The sequence below is a fragment of the Myxococcus dinghuensis genome (assembly GCF_024198235.1).
In the GTDB taxonomy this organism is placed as follows: domain Bacteria; phylum Myxococcota; class Myxococcia; order Myxococcales; family Myxococcaceae; genus Myxococcus; species Myxococcus dinghuensis.
Genome location: NZ_JAKCFB010000012.1, coordinates 109,705 through 130,747 on the forward strand (window position 1 = coordinate 109,705; position 21,043 = coordinate 130,747).

The following is a 21,043-nucleotide window of genomic DNA, read 5'->3' on the forward strand; positions in this document are numbered from 1 at the left end:
ACCTCGTGAACCGTCGTCCATGCATTCTCCTGCTCGCCGGGGCGCTGCTCCTGGTGAGCGCCTGTGGTGGTGAAGCTCGCACCTCGGAGTCGGACTCCTTCGGTGGCCTGTCCGGGGCATTGGAGGCCGGCGTCCTGGTGCCGGACACCCCCGTCTACTTCCTGGCGGCACCTGTCGGCACCCAGTTGCTCTACCGGCTGGACGTCCCGGTGGACCAGAACACCGTCACCTTCACCACGAGCGGCGGCCCGGGGAACGCGGACATGCGGGTCGCCTTCGGCGCCGCGCCGACCGACACCCAGGCGCAGTGCGTCTCCTCGGGGTCGGACAGTGTGGAGCGCTGCACCGTCTCCGGCAGCACCACGGCCGGCGCCTGGTACGTGCTGCTCACCGCCACGACCTCCTTCTCCAACGTGGTGCTCACGGGGAGCTACAGCGCGTCGGGGCCGCGTCCACAGCCCATTCCCGTGCTCACCCCGGGCCTGCCGGTGACGGACGTCTCCGGCGCGGTCGGCGATTGGGTGACGTACTCGTTCCAGGTCCCCGCGGGGCAGGCGCAACTGGACGTGGTGCTCTCGGAGGGGACGGGGGACGCCGACCTCTATCTGCGGCGCAGCGGGATGCCCGGGCTCACGAGCTACGACTGCCGCTCGTGGAACACCGGCAACACGGAGAGCTGCCGGGTGAGCGCGCCCCAGGCGGGTACCTGGTACGTGATGTTGCGCGGCTACGAGGCCTTCGCCGGCGCGAAGCTCCTCGCGTCGCTGGTGTCGCCGCTGGCGGTGCTCACCCCGGGCCAGCCCGTCTCGAACCTCTCGGGGGCGAAGGATGCGCAGCTCCTGTATGCGCTGGAGGTCCCCGCGGGGAAGTACTCGCTCGACGTGACGCTCACGGGCGGAACGGGTGACGCGGACCTCTATGTCAAGCGGGGGAGCATGCCCACCACGAGCAGCTACGACTGTCGCTCGTGGGTGGGCGGCAACGCGGAGACGTGCTCGATGACGCTTCCCCAGGCTGGCACGTACTTCATCGTCGTGCGCGGCTTCGCGGCCTTCAGTGGGGTGACCCTCCTGGGCGCGGTGGGGATGGGGCAGGGCACCGCGTTGGTGAACGGGGAGCCGGTCTCCATTGCCTCGAGCGCCAGCGGCGGGCCGTTCCTGTATCGGCTGGACGTCCCGCCGGACGTGGGCAACGTCCGGTTCGTGGTGCCGTCCCTGAAGACCGGCTCCTTCAAGATGGACGTGCGCTTCGGCGCGCCTCCCGTGGGGACCACCTACGATTGTCGACTGACCAGCACCCAGGGGGCCTGCGACTTCACTGAGCCCGCCGCGGGGCCCTGGTATGCGCTGATCACGCCGGGCTCGTCGCCCAGCTCCTTCACCAATCTGTCGATGAAGGGCACCTATCGGGGCGTGGTGCGCACCCAGGCGCTGACGAACGGCCAGGCCGTGTCGGGCATCGGCGGCGAGCCCTACGACCGCTATTACTTCACCCTGGAGGTCCCGGCGGGACAGCGGCGGTCGTCCTTCTGGGTCGAGGGCGGCGCGGGCTTGGGGACCCTCTACGGTCGTCGCGGCGCCAGGCCCACCTCGTCCACCTTCAACTGCAAGGGGAGCGATTCGAGCTCGTGTGACGTCGAGAATCCCCAGGCGGGGACCTGGTACTTCCTGGTGGAGTCCAACCCCGCCATGCCCCTCCAGGGGCGGACGGTGACGGCGCGCCACACGGCCGAACCCGCGGCCCCTCCCGTCGCGCTGGTCGCCGGGCAGCCCTCGTCCGAGTTCTCCGGGACGCCGCTCGATGACCGGGTGTTCGCCGTGGAGGTTCCACCGAATCAGGCACTCCTCGAGCTGTCGCTGAGCGGCGGCACGGGCAGCGTGTCACTGGTGCCGAAGCCCGGCGAGGTTCCTCCGTTCGGGAGCACCTCCTCCTGTGGCCGGTCCACGAGTTGCTCCTTCGAGCGCCCCGCACCGGGCCTCTGGTACGTGCGAGTCATCGGTGAGACGTCCTTCACGGGGACGCGGCTCGTCGCGAAGCTCACCGCCCCCCGGGAGATCCGGACCCACCAGACCCAGTGGGGCATCACCACGAAGCGTGCCCTGAACTACTTCCGTCTGGAGGTCCCTCCTGGTCAGGTGGGGATGCGGTTCTCCCTGTCGGGGGGCAATGGCGTCGGGGCGGACCTCTACGTCAAGCGGGGCTCGTTGCCCACGGAGTCGGACTACGATTGCGCCTCGGCGCGCGCGTCGACCTCCAACGAGTCGTGCAGCTATTTCGACCCGCAGGCGGGGATCTGGTTCGCGTTGGTGACGGTGTCCTCCGTCGCGGACCCCGGAGAGCTGTCGATGCTCACCCTGCGCGCCACGTATTCGCAGACGGGCCCCGTCCTGTCGGCCGCCGAGGATGCCGTCGTATCCCTCTCCTCCCTGGAGCACCTGTCCCAGACCTTCCGGGTGGAGGTCCCCGAGGGGCGGCCCTATCTCTTCGCGGAGGTGCTCCGGTCCAAGAAGGATCCGTTCGCCGATGGCAGCGTCTGGATCCAACGGGGCGGATTCCCAACGGACTTCGCCTCGCGCTGCGAAGCCGTCAATGCCTGCGGTGTTCCCAACCCGGAGGCGGGCGTCTGGTACGTCACGGTCCACCTCCCTCGCGACTTCGAGGGCGCGCTGCGCCTCACGACGACGAACAGGGAGGTGCGGACGCTGGTCAATGGCCTGATGGAGAACGAGCTGGAGGCCGCTGCCTCCACGATGACCTACTGGAAGATGGAGGTACCCGAGGGGGTCAGCGACCTGAACTTCAACCTCCGGGGATGGACGGAGGGGGTCGCTGACGCGAACCTCTTCGTCCGACGTGGAGCGCTGCCCACCGCGACGACCTACGACTGCGCCTCGACGCGTCCGGGAGGGCACGAGGAGGATTGCGACTTCGTCCAGCCCCAGGCGGGGACCTGGTACGTGGGTGTGCTGTCGCGCGAGACGTATTCGTACTCACAGGTGTCCGGGACGTATGCCCTGACACCGGGCGAGGACGTTCCAGAGCTCGCCTCACACGTGCCGATCACGATTCCGTTCGCGCGTCCCAGCGCTCGCAAGCTCTGGAAGATGGAGGTTCCCCCGGGGCAGGCGTCGTTGTGGTTCACGACGGAAGACGGCTGGGGTGGACCTCCCGCGCTGAAGGTGAAGTTCGGCGGGCGCCCCGTGGCGGGCGCGAGCCTGGATTGCACGGTGACCTCCACGGTCCGGGGGCGGCAGTGCCTCATCCAGAATCCTCGCGCGGGGACCTGGTTCGTGTCGCTCGACGAGGGCGCGTCATACGAGCAGCAGTCGCTGATGGGGGGATTCCTCGGCGCAGGGAGCGTCACCGCGCTCTCCAATGGACTCCCCATTCCCCACCTCGCCGTCCAACCCGGGCAGCCGCAGTTCTTCAAGCTGGAGGTCCCCGCCGGAGAGGCCGTGTTGACGTTCGATGCGAAGTCGTCGTCGAGCACGACGGGAGACCTGGCTGTCCATCTGTCGCGGGGCTCGCTCCCCACGACGGGGAGCCTGCGTTGCCCGGAGCCCTCCGCGGGGAGCGTGCGCTGCAAGGTGCTCTCTCCGGAGGCGGGCACCTGGTACGCGATGGTGCGGTCCACGTCGTATGCCCATTCCCATACGCAGGTCGTGGGCTTCCATGGCGCGTGGGTGGATGACGCGACGTTCCTCCTCCCTGGGCTGTTGTTGAAGGGGCTTTCGGGGACCCCGAGCCAGGTGCGGACCTACAAGTTCATGGTGCCGGAGGGGACCCCGACCCTCGCGGTGAGGACGGGGCGCTCCGGCTCCAGCCCCCAAGGGTCCGTCCTGCTCTCGCTCCAGCAGGGCGCGCCTCCGACGCCGGTGGACGGGGTCTGCGCCGCTCCAGATTCCGCGGGGCGCCAGGGCTGCAACGTCTCCCATCCAGCGCCGGGCCCCTGGTACGTCACCCTGACGCCCACGGGCGCCCACAGCGGCATCTGGTTGACCGTCGAGGCGCCGCTCCGATAGCCGGCGGGCACCCGGGCGCCTCGAGGGATGGGCGCCCGGGTGTCCGGAGCGTGAGCACACCCAGGAGGTCCTCCGCTCGGGTGGGGTGGCTCCGGGACCTTGCTCCGGTCGGGATGCTGGACATAGGTTCAGTCCATGGCAGAGCTCCGCTCCATTCCACTCGGCGACGGTCATGAGGTCCTGGTGGGGCAGTTGCCTCGCGAACTCGTGCTCTTGGACGAAGCCTTCGAGGCGCTCTGGGGGCTCCATCCCGTGGAGTTCCACGAGATCCAGATCCATGGGCGGCGGGTCCGCACGCCACGGTGGCAGCAGGCCTATGGCGCGGACTACCACTACACGGGGCGCGTCAACCGGGCCTTGCCCCTCACCCCGTCCATGGAGCAGTGGCTCCAGTGGTCGCGAACCGAGTTCGACGCGCGCCTCAATGGCCTGCTGTTGAACTGGTACGAAGGCACGGAGGACCACTACATCGGCAAGCATCGCGACAGTGACGTCAACCGCGTCGAGGGCACCCCCATCGTCACGCTCTCGTTCGGAGAGCAGCGCGCGTTCCGCATGCGGCCCTGGAAGGGGGAGGGCTTCATCGACATCCCCGCGGTGAACGGCGGCGTCATCGTGATTCCGTGGTCGACGAACCGCGCCTTCACCCACGAGGTGCCGCCCTCCGCGCAGGCACGCGGACGGCGGATTTCGGTGACGATTCGCGCGTTCAGCGCTTGAGTCGATGCCGGGGCTCAGCGCCACCCGTCTGTTGATGGGGCCGTCGGGCCTATGGCCGCGTGACGTGAACGAGGCTGGTCATCGCATCCACGTACAGGGTCGTGTCGGTGGCATACAGCGGGAGCAGCGGGGTGACGGAGACCTGGTTCAGCTTCGTCTTGCGGAGCTGCCGCGTGGCGGGGTCCTTGAAAACGGCGTACGGGACGTCCTGGATGACGTAGGGCTCGCCGTTCACGTGGCCGATGATCATCAGCACGTGGCCCGGGACGACGACGAGGTCGCCCACCTGGGCCTGTTCCAGGGCGCGCACCCGTTCGGCATGTGAGTCCTGTTCCGTGAAGAGGCGGTGGTTCAGCGCCGCGCTCTTCCCCTGCAGTCCCGAGTTGGGGGGCAGGTGCAGCCCCATGCTGCGGTACACCTCGCTCGTCAGGCCGCTGCAATCCCGCGCATTGAACTGGTGCCCCCAGCCATAGCGCTCGCCGAGGAACTTGAACGCCTGACGGAGGATGTTGGCCCGCGTCACCGGGAGATAGCCCGGTGCCGTATCGGCGGTGCGGCGCAACAGCGCGTTGCCGAAGGCCAGCGTGCCGTCCTGCTGGCGCACCGGCAGTTGCACCGGCCATGACGCGTAGCTGCTGGCGCCGTTGATGGGCTCGTCGGGCGCGACCTCGGCTCGGGGCAGGGCGGTTCCCATGTCGAGCTCGAGTTCGGACACGGCGGGTGCTTCTGGCGTGAAGACCGTGCGCACCTGGTCTCCGGTGACGACCCGTCCGGGCGCCTTCTCCACGTACGCGAAGACGGCGTCCGCCGTACCTTCCGCGATGTCGCCGCTCCGGACCCAGGCGGGCCCCTGCGTCGTCATGACGAGCAGCCATCGCTGGTCCGCGCTGTGGTGCGCGATGACGACCGGTTCGCCCGGGAACAGGACGCCAGCCTGGAGGCTCTCGTAGTCGCGCTGGTCCTCCGCCGCGAAGAACTGTCGGTCGGACGGCAGCGATCGCAGGTGTGTGCGCCGCACGCTGAGGCCGTAGCGCGCGGCGGAGGTGTCGGGGATGTGCTCGGTCGCGGCGTTTCGGCGGAGCGCGTCGAGCGTCGCCGCGGTCACCGGCTGGCCCTGTTCGTCGATGACGGCCTGGATGGGCGTCCGCTGTGCGTCGTCGACCCAGCCGGTGACCTGTTCCCGCGTCAGCGCGGCGGGGATGCGCTTCAGGTCGACCAGGCCCCCCTCCGGACCGGAGGCGCGCAGGCGCTTCTCCGCCACCTGGCTCGAATCGAGCAACACGTCATCCGGCGCGGGGGCGCGGCGGATCCAGAACTCGGGCGACAGCATCTCGTCGCTGAATGCCGGCACCCCGGCGGGTGACACGGCGAGCGTGGACGGTGTGGCGCACGCCGCGATGCCGGTGCTGGCCCCCATCACCACGAGGGACCGCACCCACGTGTGCCATGCGCGAGCGCTGGCCCGGCGTGTCGTCGCGCGAGCTGACGTGGATGTGTGGCGGTTCATGTGCTCGACTCCCGGAGGGCGCTGGTGGCCGGCTGCTTGCTCTCCGGAACAACGAACCTTCAGGGCCCGCTATTTCGCGGAATGATGGCGTTCACTCTTGGTGACGCCCGGAGTTGCCGTGGGTGCTCATGGCGCCTCAGGTGGGAGCGGAGTAGACGGTGATCACCACTTCCGCCCGAAGCTGGATGACTTCCGCCGGAGTCTCGGGTTGACCATCGAGCTCGAGGGTGGCCTCCCAGCCTTCAGCGAATGTGGAAGCCCTTCAGATGAACTGACTGCTCTTCACGGGAGAGTCGGTCAGGTGTCGGGGCCGGAAGCCCGCGGGGCGCGCCCAGCCTGGTGCGGCGTCGCCCGTGAGGTCCTCCAGGCTGTCGACCAGGGCGAGAAGCGTGGGCAGGTCGTCCAACGCGTTCGCCTCCAGCTCCGCTGAGAGGAGGTCGTTCGCCAGCGCCTCGACGGGGCGGTCATCGGGCTGCGTCCGCTCCACCTTGCGCGTCTCGGGGTTCATCATCAGGCGCTCGCCCCAGGGCGTCGTCTTGTTCTGGTAGAGGTACGTGGTCAGGTCCGCCGCGAAAGGGCTTGCCTCGGTCCAGCACGTGAGGTGGCTCCAGAGCACCTGCCCCGGCTGATGGTTGCGCAGCGACGAAAGCAGCTCTTCGTCCAGGTCCGACAGGTCGTAGGCGACCAGCAGTCCGGGGGCATCGCTTCCTCCCTCCGGCCATGGCTCGGCGGGCACACCCAGGTGCTTCGCCGCCGCGTGGGCGAGGATGGCGCTGTTCTGGTCGGGAAGGACGAACACGCGTGGGACGCGGACCCCCGCGTGCTTCAGGCTCGCCTCCACGCGGCGGAGCCCCTCCATGCAGAGCCCCTCGGAGTCCTGGATGAAGGCGTACCGTCCGGTCATCCCCTCATCGAAGCCATAGGGAGACAGGTGGAGCAGCACGGTTCCGGTCGTGACGAACTGCCAGCCGCGCAGGTCGGTGAGGTCGAGCGGCGTCGCGCGATGGACGGCCTCGGCGCGGGCCAGGAAGCGCCGCAGGCGCACCGTCATGGCGTCCAGATGGACGTGCTGCTCGGGCGGTTGGTCTGGGAGCGCCTCCGGGATGTGGCGCAGGCGCTCCAGGAGGGGAAGTCGGCGCCGGAGTTCGTCGAGGTCGCCGGTCATCACCGAGTTGTACGCGAGCAGGTAACAAGCCATGAACCGCGTGTCGACCAGCCCCGGCGGGGCACGCAACGTGCGCACCGCGTGGCCGTGCGCCCCGATGCGCTCCAGGGCCGACACGAGCTCGTAGACGATGCCCTCGGAGTCCGGGGCCAGCTCGAACGCGCGCCGCAGGACGGTCGCCGCGAGGTCGTTGAGGCCCTGCTCGATCAGCTCATATCCGAGGTCGTAGTACGGCTCCGGGTCCTCAGGCAGAGGGGCGACGTCACGGACCTGTTGCGCCAGCTCCTCACCCGCGAATTCGGCCGCGATGCGGGCGAACACCTCCCACGACTCGCTCCAGTTTTCCTTCGTCCGCAGCTCGGGCATTCCAGGGTAGCGGAGGACGCTTCGGAGGGTCCGGAACGCCTTGTTCGTCTCCTGCGAGTCGAGGGCGGCGAGCGTCTGATCACGGAGGTCGGCGTACGAGTGTGGCACGTGGGCTCCCATGGAGTCGGGTGACGGCGCGGACGGCGTGCGGCGCGGCTTCTGACGCGAGACGGGGAATTCCTTCGGGGGCTGGATCCGCTCGCGGTACCTCGATGGGAGCTACACTGCGCCCGATGTCGACAGTATTCGATGCGCTCGAACTGACGGACTGGTCGCGACTGCTTCACGCCTACGGTCGCGCGACGGAGACGCCGGCCCACCTCCGCGCCCTGCTCGAACTCGAGCCACGTGGTCGTCACGCGGCGATGAACCACCTCTGGTCGGCCATCCTCCACCAGGGGACGCCCTGGCCCGCGACGGAGGTGGTCGCCCGAGTGGCCGTGGGACTCCTCGACGACCCGCGACTCGACCAGGGAGCGGCCCCGGTCCGCGCCGCGCTCCTGGGGTTCCTCGCCGGAGTCCTCCAGGTCTGCGACCGTGCCCACGACACGGAAGCCACACTGGAGCACCAGGCGCGGTTCGACCTCACGCCGTTCATCGAAGCCGGGGACGACGACGCCCTCTACGACGATGAAGAGGCCTCGGATGCCCTCCATGCCCAGTCCATGCTCGGCTGCCTGCGCGTCCGTCCCATCATCCTCGCTGCCGTCCGTGACGGACTCGACAGCCCCGATGCGGCGCGCCGGGTTCGGGCGGCCATGGCCTTCGCGGCCTTCGCGCAGTCCGTACCCGAGCCGCCGCGGAAGGACCTCACGACTCGCGTGTGGACCCTTGCGCGGACCACGCGGGACGTGGACGAGCGGGCTTCGCTGGTCCTCGCTCTCGGAGACCTGGGGGAACTTCCCGTGGAGTTCAGCGAGGACCCCTCTCCAGGCGTGCGCCTGTGCGCCGCGCTCGCGCTCGTTCCCGCGCAGACACCCGATGACCCCTCGACGCGGTGGCTCATCGAGCTCCTCGAGCGCCAGTCACGCGACGTGGACGGCTGGTTCGGCCACAAGCCTCCCCAGCTCGCGGGACCTGTCCGGTTCGTCGTGTTGGAGCGATTGTCGAAGCACCTGCGCGAGTTCGAGCCGCTCGCCGGCGCGGCGGAGGCCCTCGCGCGTGCATCGAGGCGGGAAGACGCCGACGAGGAGTGGGGCCCGCTCCTCGCCTTCGCGTTGCGCGGCGCGGAGGGGAGGGCGCTCACCGTCGCACAGCAGCGACTCCTCGCGGCGCTCGTAGAGAACGAGCGCGTGTGGGTGCCCGGCGACGCGAAGCCGCATCCCTGGTTCAACCAGGTCGGACTTCCGTTCAACCGGGAGGCCTGTGCCCAGGCGCTCGCGCAAGGGCGCATCCCGCGGAGGCCCACGCGCGACGGATAGCCTCCGTCACGCGTGGCCCCGACAAATCACGACGGACTACGCGCCCTCGACGTAGAGGCGCTTGTGGTCTCGAATCTCCGCGAGCCGGAACGCGCCCGGCGCCGGGGTCTTCGCCTCGGGGGTGTCCGAGGGCAGCTTCATCAGCCGCTCGTACTCCTCGATGGAGACGCGCTCGCGGCGCGCCAGCACGCCGTCCAGGTCCGCCCGGGCGATGCGCTCCGCGGCCTTCTCCCCGACGACGCCGGAGTAGAACTCCGCCATGCAGCCGCTGCCGTAGGACAGCAGGCCGATGCGCTGCGACGCCAACTGCGCGGCCTCCTTCTGCAGCAGGCCCGCGATCGCCAGATACAGCGAGGCCGTGTACACGTTGCCGATGCGCGCGTTCAGCCCCAGCGACGAGGCCACCTGCGCGTCGTAGCTCGCGGCCGACTTCGCCACCTCCTCGCGCGCCTCGGGCGTCCCCGGTCCGGGACCCACCGCGTCCTCCAGGTCGCACAGGCGGAGCTGCGTGTGCGCCTTGCGCGCCATCTTGCAGAAGGGCACGTGGTACGCGATACGCGCCAACTGCTCGCCCGGCAGCGTGCCGGCCCAGCGCACCAGCCCCGCCGCCAGCGCCTTCTCGCGCCAGCCCCGGTACGCGCCGGAGAGGGCCTCCAGGTAGCAGTTGATGGAGTAGTGCCCGTCCACCAGCGCCTCGCGCCGGCCGATGGGCCGCCAGAAGTCATACACGTCCATGGTGCAGGCGCCGTTCAGGCCCACGTCCACGGCCAACAGGTCCGGCTGCTCGGAGACCAGCAGGGCCACGGCGCCGCCGCCCTGCGTGGGCTCGCCCGCGGTGTTCAAGCCGTAGCGCGCGATGTCCGAGCAGATGACCACGGCCACCTTGCCCCCGCTCGCGCCGGAGGCGATCCACTCCGTCGCGGCCATGAGCCCGGCGGTGCCGCCGTAACACGCGTGCTGCGTGTCGAAGGTGCGCAGGGTGCGCGGCAGCTTCAGCAGGCCCTGGACGTGGGAGGCCACGGGCTTCGAGTGGTCGATGCCCGTCTCCGTGCCCACCACCAGCATCCCGATGCGCGACGGGTCCACGTCCTGCTGACGCAGCAGCCGCGCCGCCGCCGTGGCCGCCAGCGAGACGGTGTCCTCGCCAGGGTCCGTGACGGCCATCTCCTTGGCGCCCAGGCCCGCGGTGAACTTCGCCGGGTCCACGCCGCGCGCCCGCGCCAGGTCCTCGATGTCCACGTACCGGGACGGCACCGCCACCGCCAGCGCTTCGATTCCAACCCGCCTCTTCATGGGACTCCTCGCTTCCTCGACTCGTGCGTCGAATGCTCGTGGGCTTGCCTGCGCTGCTTCACGCCTCGGGCGGCACCAGCACCAGCCGGCCCGCCACCTCGCGGTTCTCCAGCCGGAAGTGCGCCCGCGCCGCCTCGGCCAGCGGCACCTTGTCCGTGACGAACTGGCGCACCCCTCCGGTGGCCGTCAGGCGCAGCGCTTCGTCGAGCTCCGCCTGGTTCGTCGCATACGCGCCGATGATTTCAAGCTCCTTCACGATGACCAGCCCGGGGTTGACCTGGACCAGCCCGGACTCCAGGTTGCCCACCACCACGAGGCGGCCACCCGGCGCCAGCGACTTCAGCGTCTGGTCGAACGTGGCGCTGCCGACGATCTCCACCGCCAGGTCCACGCCCTGGCCGGAGGTCCGCTTGCGCACCTCCGACGCGAACTCCAGTCCGCGCGAGAGGATGACCTCGTCCGCGCCCGCCTCGCGCAGCGGCTGCACCTTCGCCTCGCCGGACGTCACGGCGATGACGCGCGCCCCGTCCAGCTTCGCGAGCTGCACGGCCGACATGCCCACGCCGCCGCTGGCGCCGGTGATGAGCACCGTCTCACCCGCGCGGACCTTGCCCCGCGTGCGCAGCGTGTGGACGGCCGTGCCCGTGGTGCAGCACACGGTGGCGGCCTCCTCCCACGGCAGCGACGCCGGGACGCGGCCCAGGCCCCGGACGGGGGCGATCATGAACTGCGCGTAGCCGCCCTGCAGCTCCTCGCCGAAGAAGCGGTTGTCCGTCTTGCACAGGCTGTTGCGCCCGCTGCGGCACAGGGCGCACTCGCCGCAGGACAGCCGCTGCAGCGTCGCCGCGCGATCTCCCGTCTTCCATCCCGGCGTGTCCGGACCCACCGCGATGACCTCGCCGGCGGCCTCGTGGCCGAGGATGGCGGGGACGCTGGTGCGCGGCAGGTTGCCGCGGCGGTTGATGACGTCGTGGTAGCAGACCCCACAGGCGTGAACGCGCAACAGCACCTCGCCCTTGCCCGGGGTGGGGACCGGAGCGGTCTCCAGCTTGAGGTTGCCCGCTTCACCGAAACTGCGCAGAACGACGGCCTTCATCTCCGTACCTCCGAGAAACTCGATTGCGAATGCTGAGAAGGGTCAGGCCCCGACGAGCTGGTCGCGGAGGCCACGAGGGTCCAGGGCGCGGATGGCGGCGACGGTGCCCGCATCCGGCAGCGGGGTGACGGGGAGGTCGTCCTCCACCGTGAAGTCGAAGCCCGTGCGCTCGGCGATGCCCTCCACCGTCGCCCACGGGTGGCGCGCCACGAGCCGCGCGCCCGAAGCGCCCAACTCGAAGATGCCCAGGTCGGAGATGAGGCTCACCGGACGGCGCGGGTCCCGCGTCGTCGCCACCTGCACCTCGGGCACCAGGTTGCGACGCGACTGGCGGGGCACCAGCAGCACCGGCTTCCTCACCCACTGGCGCAGCGTCGCCGCGCCCGCCACGCCGGGGAACTTCGTCCGCGGCCGGTCCAGGCTGCCGCTGGCCGTCATGTTGGTGCGGCCGATGGCATCGACCTCCGCCGCGCCGAAGAAGACGTTGTCCACCCGGCCGCGCCGCGCGTGGTCGAACAGGTCCGGGATGGAGATCTCCGCGGAGCGGCCGTCCAGGTAGCTCAGGTCCTCGGAGGAGGGGAGCAGCGAGGGGATGTCCGGGTCCAACGAGCCCACGCAGGCCAGGTACGTCAGGTTCGGCGCATGGGTGGCCCGCGCCACCGCGATGGCGAGGATGGCCAGGGGCGAGGCGACGCCCGTCGCCACCACGGCGCCGTCGTCGATCTGCTTCGCCAGGACGGAGACCACGGTCTCCGCGGGGGTGATGTCCACCGTTGCGGTCATGCGGCCCTCCGGGCCTTGAGCGACTCCAGGAACTCGGCCTCGCGGCCCGTCTCCGCCAGCGACAGGTAGCGCGCCAGGGCGGCGTCATCGTGGGGGTAGAGCCCCGCGCACCCCGTGGGCAGCGCGCCGCCGGGGGCCAGGACGATGCGGTCCACCTGGAAGCCGGGGATGGTGGCGCGGGGCAGCTTGGCGACGCGCTCCTCCACCGTGGCGATGACCCGCCGCGCGGCGCCCGCGACCAGCAGGTCCGTGGTGGGGTCCTCCATGTAGAGGTTGCCGCGCTCGTCCGCCGCGCGCGCGTGGATGAGGGCCACGTCCGGGAAGAAGGCGGGCTCCACCGGGACGCTCTCGCCCGTGAAGGGGTCCACCACCCTGCGCGGCGGCTCCGCCTCCGCCAGCCCCGACACGTCCGCGTCCGGCGCGGGGATGAAGGGCAGGCCCATGGACGCGGCGCGCAGCCGCTGGACGACGCGGTAGCCGTCGTGCTCGCGCCACGCGATGGTGTTCTGCTCCATGGCCCGCTTGAGGCAGGGCATGGGCCGCACGCGCCCCTCCAGGCTCAGCGCCGCGAACGCGATGTCCACGCGCGCCAGGCACCCGCCGGCCACCAGCAGCTCCGCGGGCAGGGGATTGGGCAGCGAGATGAGGCTCAACCCGCGGCGCTGCTGGGCGACGAGCTCCAGCACCAGCGCCATGGGGGCGCGCCCCAGCATGAAGCCGCCCGTGGCGAGCGACGCGCCGTCGGGAATCGACGCGACGGCCTCCTCCAGCGAACACCACCGCGCCGTCTTCACGACTCCTCCGCCTGACCGGAGCCGGACGCCGCGGCGCGGGGGACGACGCGCAGCGAGGAGACGCCGGGCTGGCCGTCGACGGCCGCCGCGACGATGGGCGGGAAGAGCAGCTCCACCATTCCGTCGGCGATCTGCTCGTCCGTCAGCCGCCCGTCCGGCTTGAACCACTTGTAGACCCACAGCACCATGCCCAGGAACGAGAACGCGCCGATGGTGGGGTCCACCGGGCGGATACGTCCCTGCTGCGCGGCCTGCGCGAAGGCCTCCTCCAGGAAGTCGACGTAGCGCTTCTTGCGGCTGTCGATGAAGGCGCGCGCCTCGCCGGTGAGCGTGGCGTGCTCGTGGAGGATGATGATGACCTCCTTGCTCCACCCCCGCGTCACCAGCAGGATGTTGTGCCGCATGCAGGCGCGCAGCCGCTCCACCGGGTCCGCGATGTCCTGGACGCGCGAGAGGACCTGCTCCTCGAACAGGTCCATCCCGTAGTTCATGATGGCGAAGAGCAGCTGCTCCTTGTTCTGGATGTGGTGGTAGAGCCCCGCCTTCGTCATCCGGCACGCGGCGGCGATCTCCTGCATCGACGTGCCTTCGTAGCCGCGCTCGCAGATGAGCCGTGCCGCCGTCTCCAGGATGACCCGGTACCGCTCACCCTCGTCCGGCTTCCGTCCGTGCGTCACGTGTGCCCCTTCCTGGAGACTGTAAATTTTGCAACGCCACCACCTACCGACCGGTAGGTAGCATGCTGCAACGCAGGGTGTCAACGCGAGAGCCCGTCGACAAGGGGCGCTCAAGGCCCGTGCGGGCCTGGAGTTACGGGCATTTGTGAGAGTGCCGGGCCTGGGGGAAGGCCGCAGGGCGCCCGAGGCGTGGCTCGTCGGGCAGGCGTCCTCGGGGAGAGGTCCTCTGGGGCGCGTGGTACCAGGCAGTCATGCGGCTCACCCCGGCGTGAGTGGGTCTGTTCCCTTGTTCGTCGCCGGGGCAGCTTCGGCGAACACGCGTCGCGGCCACGTCCAGGCGTGGCGCCGGGGCGGCTCGTGTCGGGGCGTGTCGTCAGCCCGGAGTGGTTCGCGCCCGCCGCTCCGCCTTCGCGCGCGCGAGCGTGGCGTGGGCTCGGGCCAGGGTGCCTTGGGGGTCCTCCTCGCCCTCCACCATGGCCACCGCCGTGTGGACGAGCGGCGCGTCCGTCTCGGCGAGGAGCTGTTCGCGCAGGGCCTCCACGCCCACCGCGTCCCCGCCGGGCAGGGCGACCAGCAACGTGCCGCCCTCCCAGCGCACGGTGAAGCCCGAGGTCCCGCCCACGCCATCGAGTCGCCGGGCCACGTCGCGCAGCGCCTGGTCCCCCGCGTCGAAGCCCCGGGTCACGTTGATGCGCCCCAACCCCACGAGGTCGACGAGCAGGAGCCCGCAGGGCAGGCCGTCCCTCCGGCACCGGCCAATCTCCCGCAGCAGCCGCTCCTCTCCCGTCCGCCGCGTGGCGAGCCCCGTGAGCGCGTCGACGCGCAGGCCCCGCTCGCGCTCCTCGCGGGGCGCGACGCCGCCCAGCTCGATGATCGTCAGGAGCTGCGCGACGCCGCCTGGAATCGGGAAGGGGCGCGCCACCCAGCGCACGCGGCGCGGGCGCGGCAGCTCCAGCGCGAGGGTGAGGTGCAGGCCCCGGGAGGACTCCGCCGCGAGGTCCAGCTCGGGCACCCGGCCGGAGGGGGAGGCCGTCAGCCCCTCGACGTACTGGCAGAAGGCGTCGAACGGCATCCCGGGGAACCGGTCCATCGGCACGCCGAGCAGCTCCGCCATCGCCGCGTTGCAGGCGAACGGTCGACGCCCCGGGGCCACCAGCAGCGTCGCCACGTCCAGGGCCTGGATGGCCTCACGCAACTGCGCGAGCGCCGTGGCCTCGGTGAGCACGGGCTCCTTCGCCGCCCGGACGGATTCCTTGAGGGCGGGGTGGCCGCGCGACTTCATCTCCAGGTCGCCAGCCACGCGTCGCGCCAGCTCGCGCAGCGCCGCCAGGTCCTCGGTGCCGAGCATCAGCGGTCGCGTGTCGATGACACACAGCGTGCCCAGCACCTCGCCCCCGGGCGTCACCAGCGGCGCGCCCGCGTAGCTGCCGACGATGCCGTCGCGCACCAGCGGGTTGTCCCGGAACACCGGGTGGCGCGTGGCGTCCGGCACCACCAGCGATTCGCGCCCCTGCACCACGTGGTGGCAGAAGGCCCAGTCGCGGGGCGTGCCGCGGTCCTTCGCGAGCGAGGGCGGCAGCCCCACGTGGGCCTTGAACCACTGCCGGTCACCCAGCACCAACGTCAGCAGCGCCACGGGCACCGCGAAGGCGTGGGCCACCTCGGTGACCAGCCCCTGGAGCTCCGCCTCCGGTGGGCCCTCGTCGACCAGCCGCATCGAGGCGATGCGCTCCAGGCGACGCTTCTCCTCCTCGTCGGAGACCTCCGCCGGCGCCGCGGGCAGCGGGCGCTGTCCGGACAACACCCGGCGCACCGTCTCGCGCACGGTGTCGACGGGGGCCCGGCGGCTGAGCAGCGAGTGGATGCCGAGCGCGTCCTTGAGCTGCCACGCGCGCACCCGCAGCTCGTCGAAGGCCGTCACCACCACCACCTGCGTCGCGCTGGCGTCCTTGCGCTCGCGCAGCCACGTCAGCAGCGTGAAGCCATCCACGCGCGGGAGCGCGAGGTCCGTGACGAGCAGCACGGGCGCGTTGCGCTGGCGCACCACCTCCTGCGCCTCCGCCCCGTCTCGCGCGAGCACCCCCTCCAGGCCCTCTCCCGCGACGAGTGAGAGGAGTCCTGCGGCGCGGTGGGGATCGGGCTCGGCGATCAGGGCGTAGGGAACCATTCACCCCGAATGCTGCCACGGATGCGGCGTTCCCGGGACCTGCCGGATGAGCGGGGGCTCCCTCCTCACCCGCGTCCAGGACGACGCGTTTCTAGCGGGGCTCGCCAGGAGGCGCGGAGCTGCCGGGAGCTGTCTGCGGATACCGGATGAACAGCTTGCGCAGCGCACCGCGTTGTCGCCCCAGCTCCTCCGTGCGCGCCGCGTAGTCCACCACCAACATCAGCACCAGCCCGACCACCGCAGGCACCAACGGCATCACCCAGCCCAGGTCCGCGGCCAGCCATCCCACCAGCGCCACGTGCAGCACGCCGAGCGCCGCGGCCGCGCGGATCACGCCCGCGGGCGAGCGGATGCGCCGGCACGCCAGCGCGAACAGCCCCAGCAGACAGGCGGTCTCCAGCACGCCTCCCCATGCGATGGGCCCCGCCGACCGCATCAGCCGGCCCGCCCGCAGGTTGTCGAGCGCGAAGGCGTGGATCTCCACGCCCGGCACCGCGACCTGGCCGGGCAGCGTGCTCTGACCGTGCAGCCCGGTGGCGGTGACTCCCACGAAGATGGTCTTCCCCCGGAGCGCCAGGTCCAGCCCCACGGAGGCGGGGTCGGCCTGGAGCAGGTCGCCCAGGCTCACGCGCGGCAGCCAGTCCGGCGAGGGCAGCCGCATCAGCGGGGCGCCGTCGTCGACGGAGGCCCTCCGACGGAGGACCTCCGACTGTTCGGGCATCAGCTTCAGCGCGGTGGCCAGCGCCAGCGACGGCCAGGACTGCGCGCCCACGCCCACCGCGAACGGATAGCGGCGGATGACGCCGTCCGGGTCCAGCAGCATGTTCAGCGTGCCGCTGCCGTGCGCCGCCATCCGCAGCGGGGCGATGCTCCCCGCCAGGCCCCGTCCCTGGAGCCGCAGCGCTTCGACGGGGAGGGGCAGGGGCGTGCCGAGCGCGCCGTCCTCCAACGGCGGCATCCACGCGAGGTCGTCCGTGAGCGCCGCGGCGCCGAGGATGACGGAGCCGCTCTCCGCGAGCGCCTCCGCCAGCCGCGCGTCGCCGTCCTGCGCGCGCAGCTTCGCCTCCAGCTCCGCCACCAGCGCCGCGCCGGCCGGTTGGGCCGCGAGCCCGGAGGCCTGGAGCGACGCGAGCAGGTCCTCGCCCAGCTCCAACGCCTCGCGAGCGCCGGGCTGGTCGAACACCACGTCCACCGCCACCGTCGCCGGCCGCCGGAGCGCCAGCGCGTGGAACGCCCGGGCCCACGTGGCCCGCGACAACGGCCAGCGCTCCCCCAGCGCGGCGAGGGTGCGGTCATCCACCTCCACCAGCACCAGGTCGGCGCTGCGAGGCACTCCCGGCAGGAGCCGGCTCACCGCCTGGTCGTAGAGGGCCCGCTCCCCCAGCCCCGGTGCGCCGCCCGTCAGCGCGGTGAGCACCGCCAGCCCGACCCCGAGCACCGCCGCCCCTCGCCGCAGGAGCGCGGGAGAGGGGCGGGGCAGGACGACTCCGCGAGAGGGCTCGGGGGCGGAGCTCATCTCGCGGCTCAGGGCTTGACGTCGAACGCGTAGATCTTCGAGGGGTAGCCGACGAAGCCGTCCGGGTCCACGGGCAGCACCCGCCAGAACCACTTGCCCGCGAAGTCCGCGGGCACCGTGAGCGCCAGCTCCGTCGCGTCGAACGTCTTCACGCCCGCGGCGAAGTCCGCCGTGCGCGCCAGCTCCACGCGGTACGTCGTGGCGCCCGGGGCCTTGAACCACTCCAGCTTCGGGGGCGTCGTGAAGTCGCCACCGCGCGGCCCGTTGAGCTGCGGCGCGGCGAGCAGCGGTCGAGGCTCCTCCGGCGCGGCCCCGGCCTTCACGCGGGAGCCGTGCCCACCCGACACCTCCACCTCGCCCTGGTCCGCGCCCAAGGCCACCTTGCCCTCGAGCGTCTCCAGCCGGCTGCCGCCGTCGTCCGTCGCGGACACGCGGAACTGCGTGCCACGCACACCGGCCACCGCCCCGCGCGTGCGGATCTCGAAGACGGACCCGTCACCGCCCGGCGCGGCGCTCGTCTCCACCGAGCCCCGCAGCAGCTCCAACTGCACCTTGCGCTTGCCGTTGGCAGCCAGCTCCAGGGTGCCCAGCCGCAACTGGCTGCCCGGCATCACCCGGACGCGGCTGGCGTCCGCCAGCTCCAACTCGGCGCGCGCGTCGGCGCCCGTCTGGAGGACCTCGTTCGTGTAGAGCGACTCCCCCACGCCTCGCGGCTGGGGCGCCGACAGCTCGGTGCCCGCGAGCACCTCGCCGCTGGCCGCGCTCACCCGCGCCACGCGCGGTTGGGCCGGACGCTCCACGTAGGCGAGCTGGAGCTGACCCGCCTCGCCGGGGACGGCCGGAGGGGCCACCGTGGAGACGCGGGTCCGCGGGACACCCGCCGCGACGAGCACGTCCGCCGCGGCCCTGGCCACCGCGAGCCCCTGACCTCCCAGCCGCTCGGCGTCCGGCAGGCGCGCGGCCACCGTCACCGAGCGGATGGCGGGCCGCGCCACCAGGCTCTCGCCGATGAGCTTGAGGCACGCGTCCGTCTGCGCCCCCTTCGGCGCCAGCGGGCGTCCCAGCTCCACCCGTCCATTGACGAACCGCACGCCACCGCACGCGTCGGGGGCCTGCTGCGCCAGGGCCGGGGAGGCCACCAGCGCCGCCATCATCATCCAGGGCGCCGTGCGCTTCATCGCGTCGCTCCTTCCGCCGTGGGCTGCGTGACCTTCACGATGTTGAACTCGACGCGCCGGTTGTTCTCCCGGCCCTTCGCCGTCTTGTTGGTGTCGACCGGCTTCTCCTCGCCGAAGCCTACCGCCTCCAGGCGGTTGCCGGCGATGCCCGCCTTCATCAGGAAGTCGCGCACCTTGTTGGCGCGGCGCTGGGACAGGTCGAGGTTGCGCTTCTCCGCGCCCTGGCTGTCCGTGTGGCCCTCCACCCGCACCAGCTCCACCTGCGGGTTGGCCTTGAGCACCGAGGCCACCTGCGTGAGGAGGTTGAACGACTTCTTCAGGATGACGTCCTTGCTCGTCGCGAAGTAGACCTTCTCCAGGATGACGATGCGCGTGCCCTCCAGGCGCACCTGGGACTTGCCCTCGTCCGGGCAGCCATCCTCGTCCTTCACGCCGTTGATGGTCTCCGCCTCCAGCGGGCAGGCGTCCACCGTGTCCGGGATGCCGTCCTTGTCGTTGTCCGGGTCCGGGCAGCCGTCGGCGTCCTCGAAGCCGTCCAGGTCCTCGGCCTCCGCCGGGCAGCGGTCCTCGCTGTCGATGATGCCGTCGCCGTCCGTGTCCACCGGCGCGGGGGGCAGCGTCATGGCCACGGGCGCGGGCGGCGGCACGCCGTCCTGCGAGGGCAGGTGGGCGTTCGGATCATCCGGGCAGCCGTCTTCGTCCTGGTAGCCGTTGAAGGTCTCCTTCTCGCCCGGACACACGTCCGGACCGTCGAGGATGCCGTCGCCGTCGTCGTCGGGGTCCAGGCAGTTGTCGTCGTCCTGGAAGCCGTCGTAGTCCTCGGGGCCGAGCGCGCAGGGCGGCGGCAGCGTGGACGTGGCGGCGACCGCGGCGGGCCGTCCCCCGGCGCCCGCGGTCCAGCTCAGGCCTCCCAGCACGCGGAAGCTCGGGGTGCCGTACCCGCGCGTCAGGCCTGGACCGGCGCCCACGTGCGCGGCCAGCTCCTTCGTGAAGCGGTACTTCAGCGCGCCCAGCACCTCCAGCGGGCGCTCCTCCGCGTGGGTCTCCTTCAGCCCCAGCGCGCCGGCCAGCGAGGCCTGCGCGGTGAGGGCCTGGGTGAGCGGCACCTCCGCGCCCACGGAGTAGGCGAACTCGTTGCCCACGCGCAGGTTGCGCAGTTGCTCCTCGCCCCGCAGGTTCACACCCGCGTTGGCGATCAGCCGCACCGCCGAGGTGGCCCACTCCGCCACCAGGCGCGGCTGGAACGTCACTCCGCCGGTGCCCAGGTACTGGTCCCCGCCCGAGGTGGGCAGGGTGAAGGGCGCCACGAGGGCGAACGACAGCCCGGCGTCCGTGGAGAGCAGCCGCACCTTGGGCACGAGCCGCAGGTCGCCCACGCCCGTCGTCCCCACACCCTGCGCGAGCGTCGGGGACACCGCTCCCGCCGACTGCGACGTCGTCGTGGAGACGGGCAGCGACACACCCAGCTCGAACCGGTCGAACAGGGCGATGGCGCCCATCAGGTCCACGGTCAGCTGGCTGTCGACGATGCGGTAGACGAACGCGTCCTTGCGCGGGTCGAGCAGGTTGAGCGGATCATCCGCGTAGTTGACCGACAGCCCCAGGTTCCAGTCGAGGTGCTGCCCCACGCGCGCGCCATGCACGCCCAGCACGTCGTACGCGCCGGGCCCCGGCTTGTACTGCTGGACGTCGATGGCCTGCGAGGCGGGCACCTGCGCCTGGACGGGCGAGGCGAACAGCGCGAGCGCCAGGAGTGGTGTCGCGGCACCCAGGGGGAGGAGCGCGCGCGCGGCGCGGCCCCTTCTCTCGACGGGCTGAAGGGGAGGACCGGGTGGGTAGGGATGCACTCGCATGATGTGAAACTGCCTCAAGGTAGGGGACCGCATCAACGTGCAGCGAGGAGTTGTGAGACGTGCTGCGCCAGCGACGGCAGGGGTTGGGGTTTGGGAAGCAGGAGGTCCACGCCGAGCTCGCGGGCACGCGCGCTGAGCTCCGGCGAGGCGAAGGCCGTCAGCAGCACCACCCGCGTCTCCGGGGTGTAGCGGCGCACGAAGTCCGCCAGCACCAGCCCCTCCTCGGACTGGGTGCCGCTGAGCCGCAGGTCGCTGATGACCAGGTCGTACCGCCCCGTCGTCATCAGCCCGAGCGCCTCGTCCAGCGCCTGGGCGGAGTCCACCCGGTACCCGGCACCGGAGAAGAACTGCCCCAGCACCCAGCAGAGGGACGACTCGTCATCGACGATGAGGATGTTCTGGGACACGTCCCCGGGCCGTCAGCAAGCCCGGGGCCAGGGTCCCGCGCACCCAGGGACGACGCTATTTCCAACACTTGCGAAACC

At 71.5% G+C, this 21,043-nt stretch carries 15 protein-coding genes; 3 read left to right on the forward strand and 12 right to left on the reverse strand.

Features of this window, described 5'->3' with window-relative positions; translation table 11 throughout:
* Nucleotides 1–5: 5 nt before the first annotated feature.
* Together LZ198_RS18175 and LZ198_RS18180 are read left to right on the forward strand one after the other, a co-directional pair.
* Nucleotides 6–4,022 (forward strand): PPC domain-containing protein, encoded by a 4,017-nt coding sequence (locus LZ198_RS18175; protein WP_253973259.1) that lies wholly within the window; start codon nucleotides 6–8, stop codon nucleotides 4,020–4,022.
* 135 nt (nucleotides 4,023–4,157) lie between these two features.
* Nucleotides 4,158–4,742, forward strand: a complete 585-nt coding sequence (locus LZ198_RS18180) for an alpha-ketoglutarate-dependent dioxygenase AlkB (protein WP_253973260.1) — start codon at nucleotides 4,158–4,160, stop codon at nucleotides 4,740–4,742.
* 49 nt (nucleotides 4,743–4,791) lie between these two features.
* Here the strand turns inward: LZ198_RS18180 and LZ198_RS18185 are convergent, their stop codons facing one another.
* Together LZ198_RS18185 and LZ198_RS18190 are read right to left on the reverse strand one after the other, a co-directional pair.
* Nucleotides 4,792–6,249: an SH3 domain-containing protein gene (locus tag LZ198_RS18185; RefSeq protein ID WP_253973261.1), complete on the reverse strand. Its 1,458-nt coding sequence runs from the start codon at nucleotides 6,247–6,249 to the stop codon at nucleotides 4,792–4,794.
* Nucleotides 6,250–6,511: 262 nt separating this feature from the next.
* Entirely contained in the window at nucleotides 6,512–7,888 is a 1,377-nt protein-coding gene (locus LZ198_RS18190; RefSeq protein ID WP_253973262.1) for a tetratricopeptide repeat protein, read from the reverse strand.
* A 125-nt stretch (nucleotides 7,889–8,013) separates the two neighbouring features.
* On the opposite strand from LZ198_RS18190, the gene LZ198_RS18195 reads away from it, so the two are divergent.
* A complete protein-coding gene (locus LZ198_RS18195; protein WP_253973263.1) occupies nucleotides 8,014–9,201 on the forward strand; it encodes a hypothetical protein in 1,188 nt (395 codons plus the stop codon).
* Nucleotides 9,202–9,237: 36 nt separating this feature from the next.
* On the opposite strand, the gene LZ198_RS18200 is transcribed toward LZ198_RS18195, so the two are convergent.
* From LZ198_RS18200 to LZ198_RS18245, 10 genes are all read right to left on the reverse strand, one after another.
* Nucleotides 9,238–10,494, reverse strand: a complete 1,257-nt coding sequence (locus LZ198_RS18200) for a hydroxymethylglutaryl-CoA synthase family protein (RefSeq protein ID WP_253973264.1) — start codon at nucleotides 10,492–10,494, stop codon at nucleotides 9,238–9,240.
* 58 nt (nucleotides 10,495–10,552) lie between these two features.
* Nucleotides 10,553–11,590 (reverse strand): alcohol dehydrogenase catalytic domain-containing protein, encoded by a 1,038-nt coding sequence (locus LZ198_RS18205; protein ID WP_253973265.1) that lies wholly within the window; start codon nucleotides 11,588–11,590, stop codon nucleotides 10,553–10,555.
* A 42-nt stretch (nucleotides 11,591–11,632) separates the two neighbouring features.
* On the reverse strand, nucleotides 11,633–12,373 hold the full coding sequence (locus LZ198_RS18210) for a CoA-transferase subunit beta (protein ID WP_253973266.1): 741 nt from the start codon (nucleotides 12,371–12,373) through the stop codon (nucleotides 11,633–11,635).
* The gene (locus LZ198_RS18215) at nucleotides 12,370–13,167 is read right to left on the reverse strand and encodes a CoA transferase subunit A (protein ID WP_253973267.1); all 798 of its coding nucleotides are present in this window, start codon (nucleotides 13,165–13,167) and stop codon (nucleotides 12,370–12,372) included. Before LZ198_RS18215 ends, LZ198_RS18210 begins: the two co-directional genes overlap by 4 nt.
* Nucleotides 13,164–13,844, reverse strand: coding sequence for a TetR/AcrR family transcriptional regulator (locus LZ198_RS18220; RefSeq protein WP_253973268.1), 681 nt, complete (start codon nucleotides 13,842–13,844; stop codon nucleotides 13,164–13,166). The genes LZ198_RS18215 and LZ198_RS18220 overlap by 4 nt, the downstream gene beginning before the upstream one ends.
* 373 nt (nucleotides 13,845–14,217) lie before the next feature.
* Nucleotides 14,218–16,011 carry a GGDEF domain-containing response regulator gene (locus LZ198_RS18225; protein ID WP_253973269.1) on the reverse strand — a complete coding sequence of 598 codons (1,794 nt, stop codon included), beginning with the start codon at nucleotides 16,009–16,011 and terminating at the stop codon, nucleotides 14,218–14,220.
* Nucleotides 16,012–16,102: 91 nt separating this feature from the next.
* Entirely contained in the window at nucleotides 16,103–17,527 is a 1,425-nt protein-coding gene (locus LZ198_RS18230; protein ID WP_253973270.1) for a CHASE2 domain-containing protein, read from the reverse strand.
* 8 nt (nucleotides 17,528–17,535) lie between these two features.
* Nucleotides 17,536–18,705, reverse strand: a complete 1,170-nt coding sequence (locus tag LZ198_RS18235; RefSeq protein WP_253973271.1) for a FecR family protein — start codon at nucleotides 18,703–18,705, stop codon at nucleotides 17,536–17,538.
* Nucleotides 18,702–20,552, reverse strand: coding sequence for an OmpA family protein (locus tag LZ198_RS18240; RefSeq protein ID WP_253973338.1), 1,851 nt, complete (start codon nucleotides 20,550–20,552; stop codon nucleotides 18,702–18,704). The genes LZ198_RS18235 and LZ198_RS18240 overlap by 4 nt, the downstream gene beginning before the upstream one ends.
* Nucleotides 20,553–20,590: 38 nt before the next feature.
* Nucleotides 20,591–20,965: a response regulator gene (locus LZ198_RS18245; protein WP_253973272.1), complete on the reverse strand. Its 375-nt coding sequence runs from the start codon at nucleotides 20,963–20,965 to the stop codon at nucleotides 20,591–20,593.
* Nucleotides 20,966–21,043 lie beyond the last annotated feature (78 nt).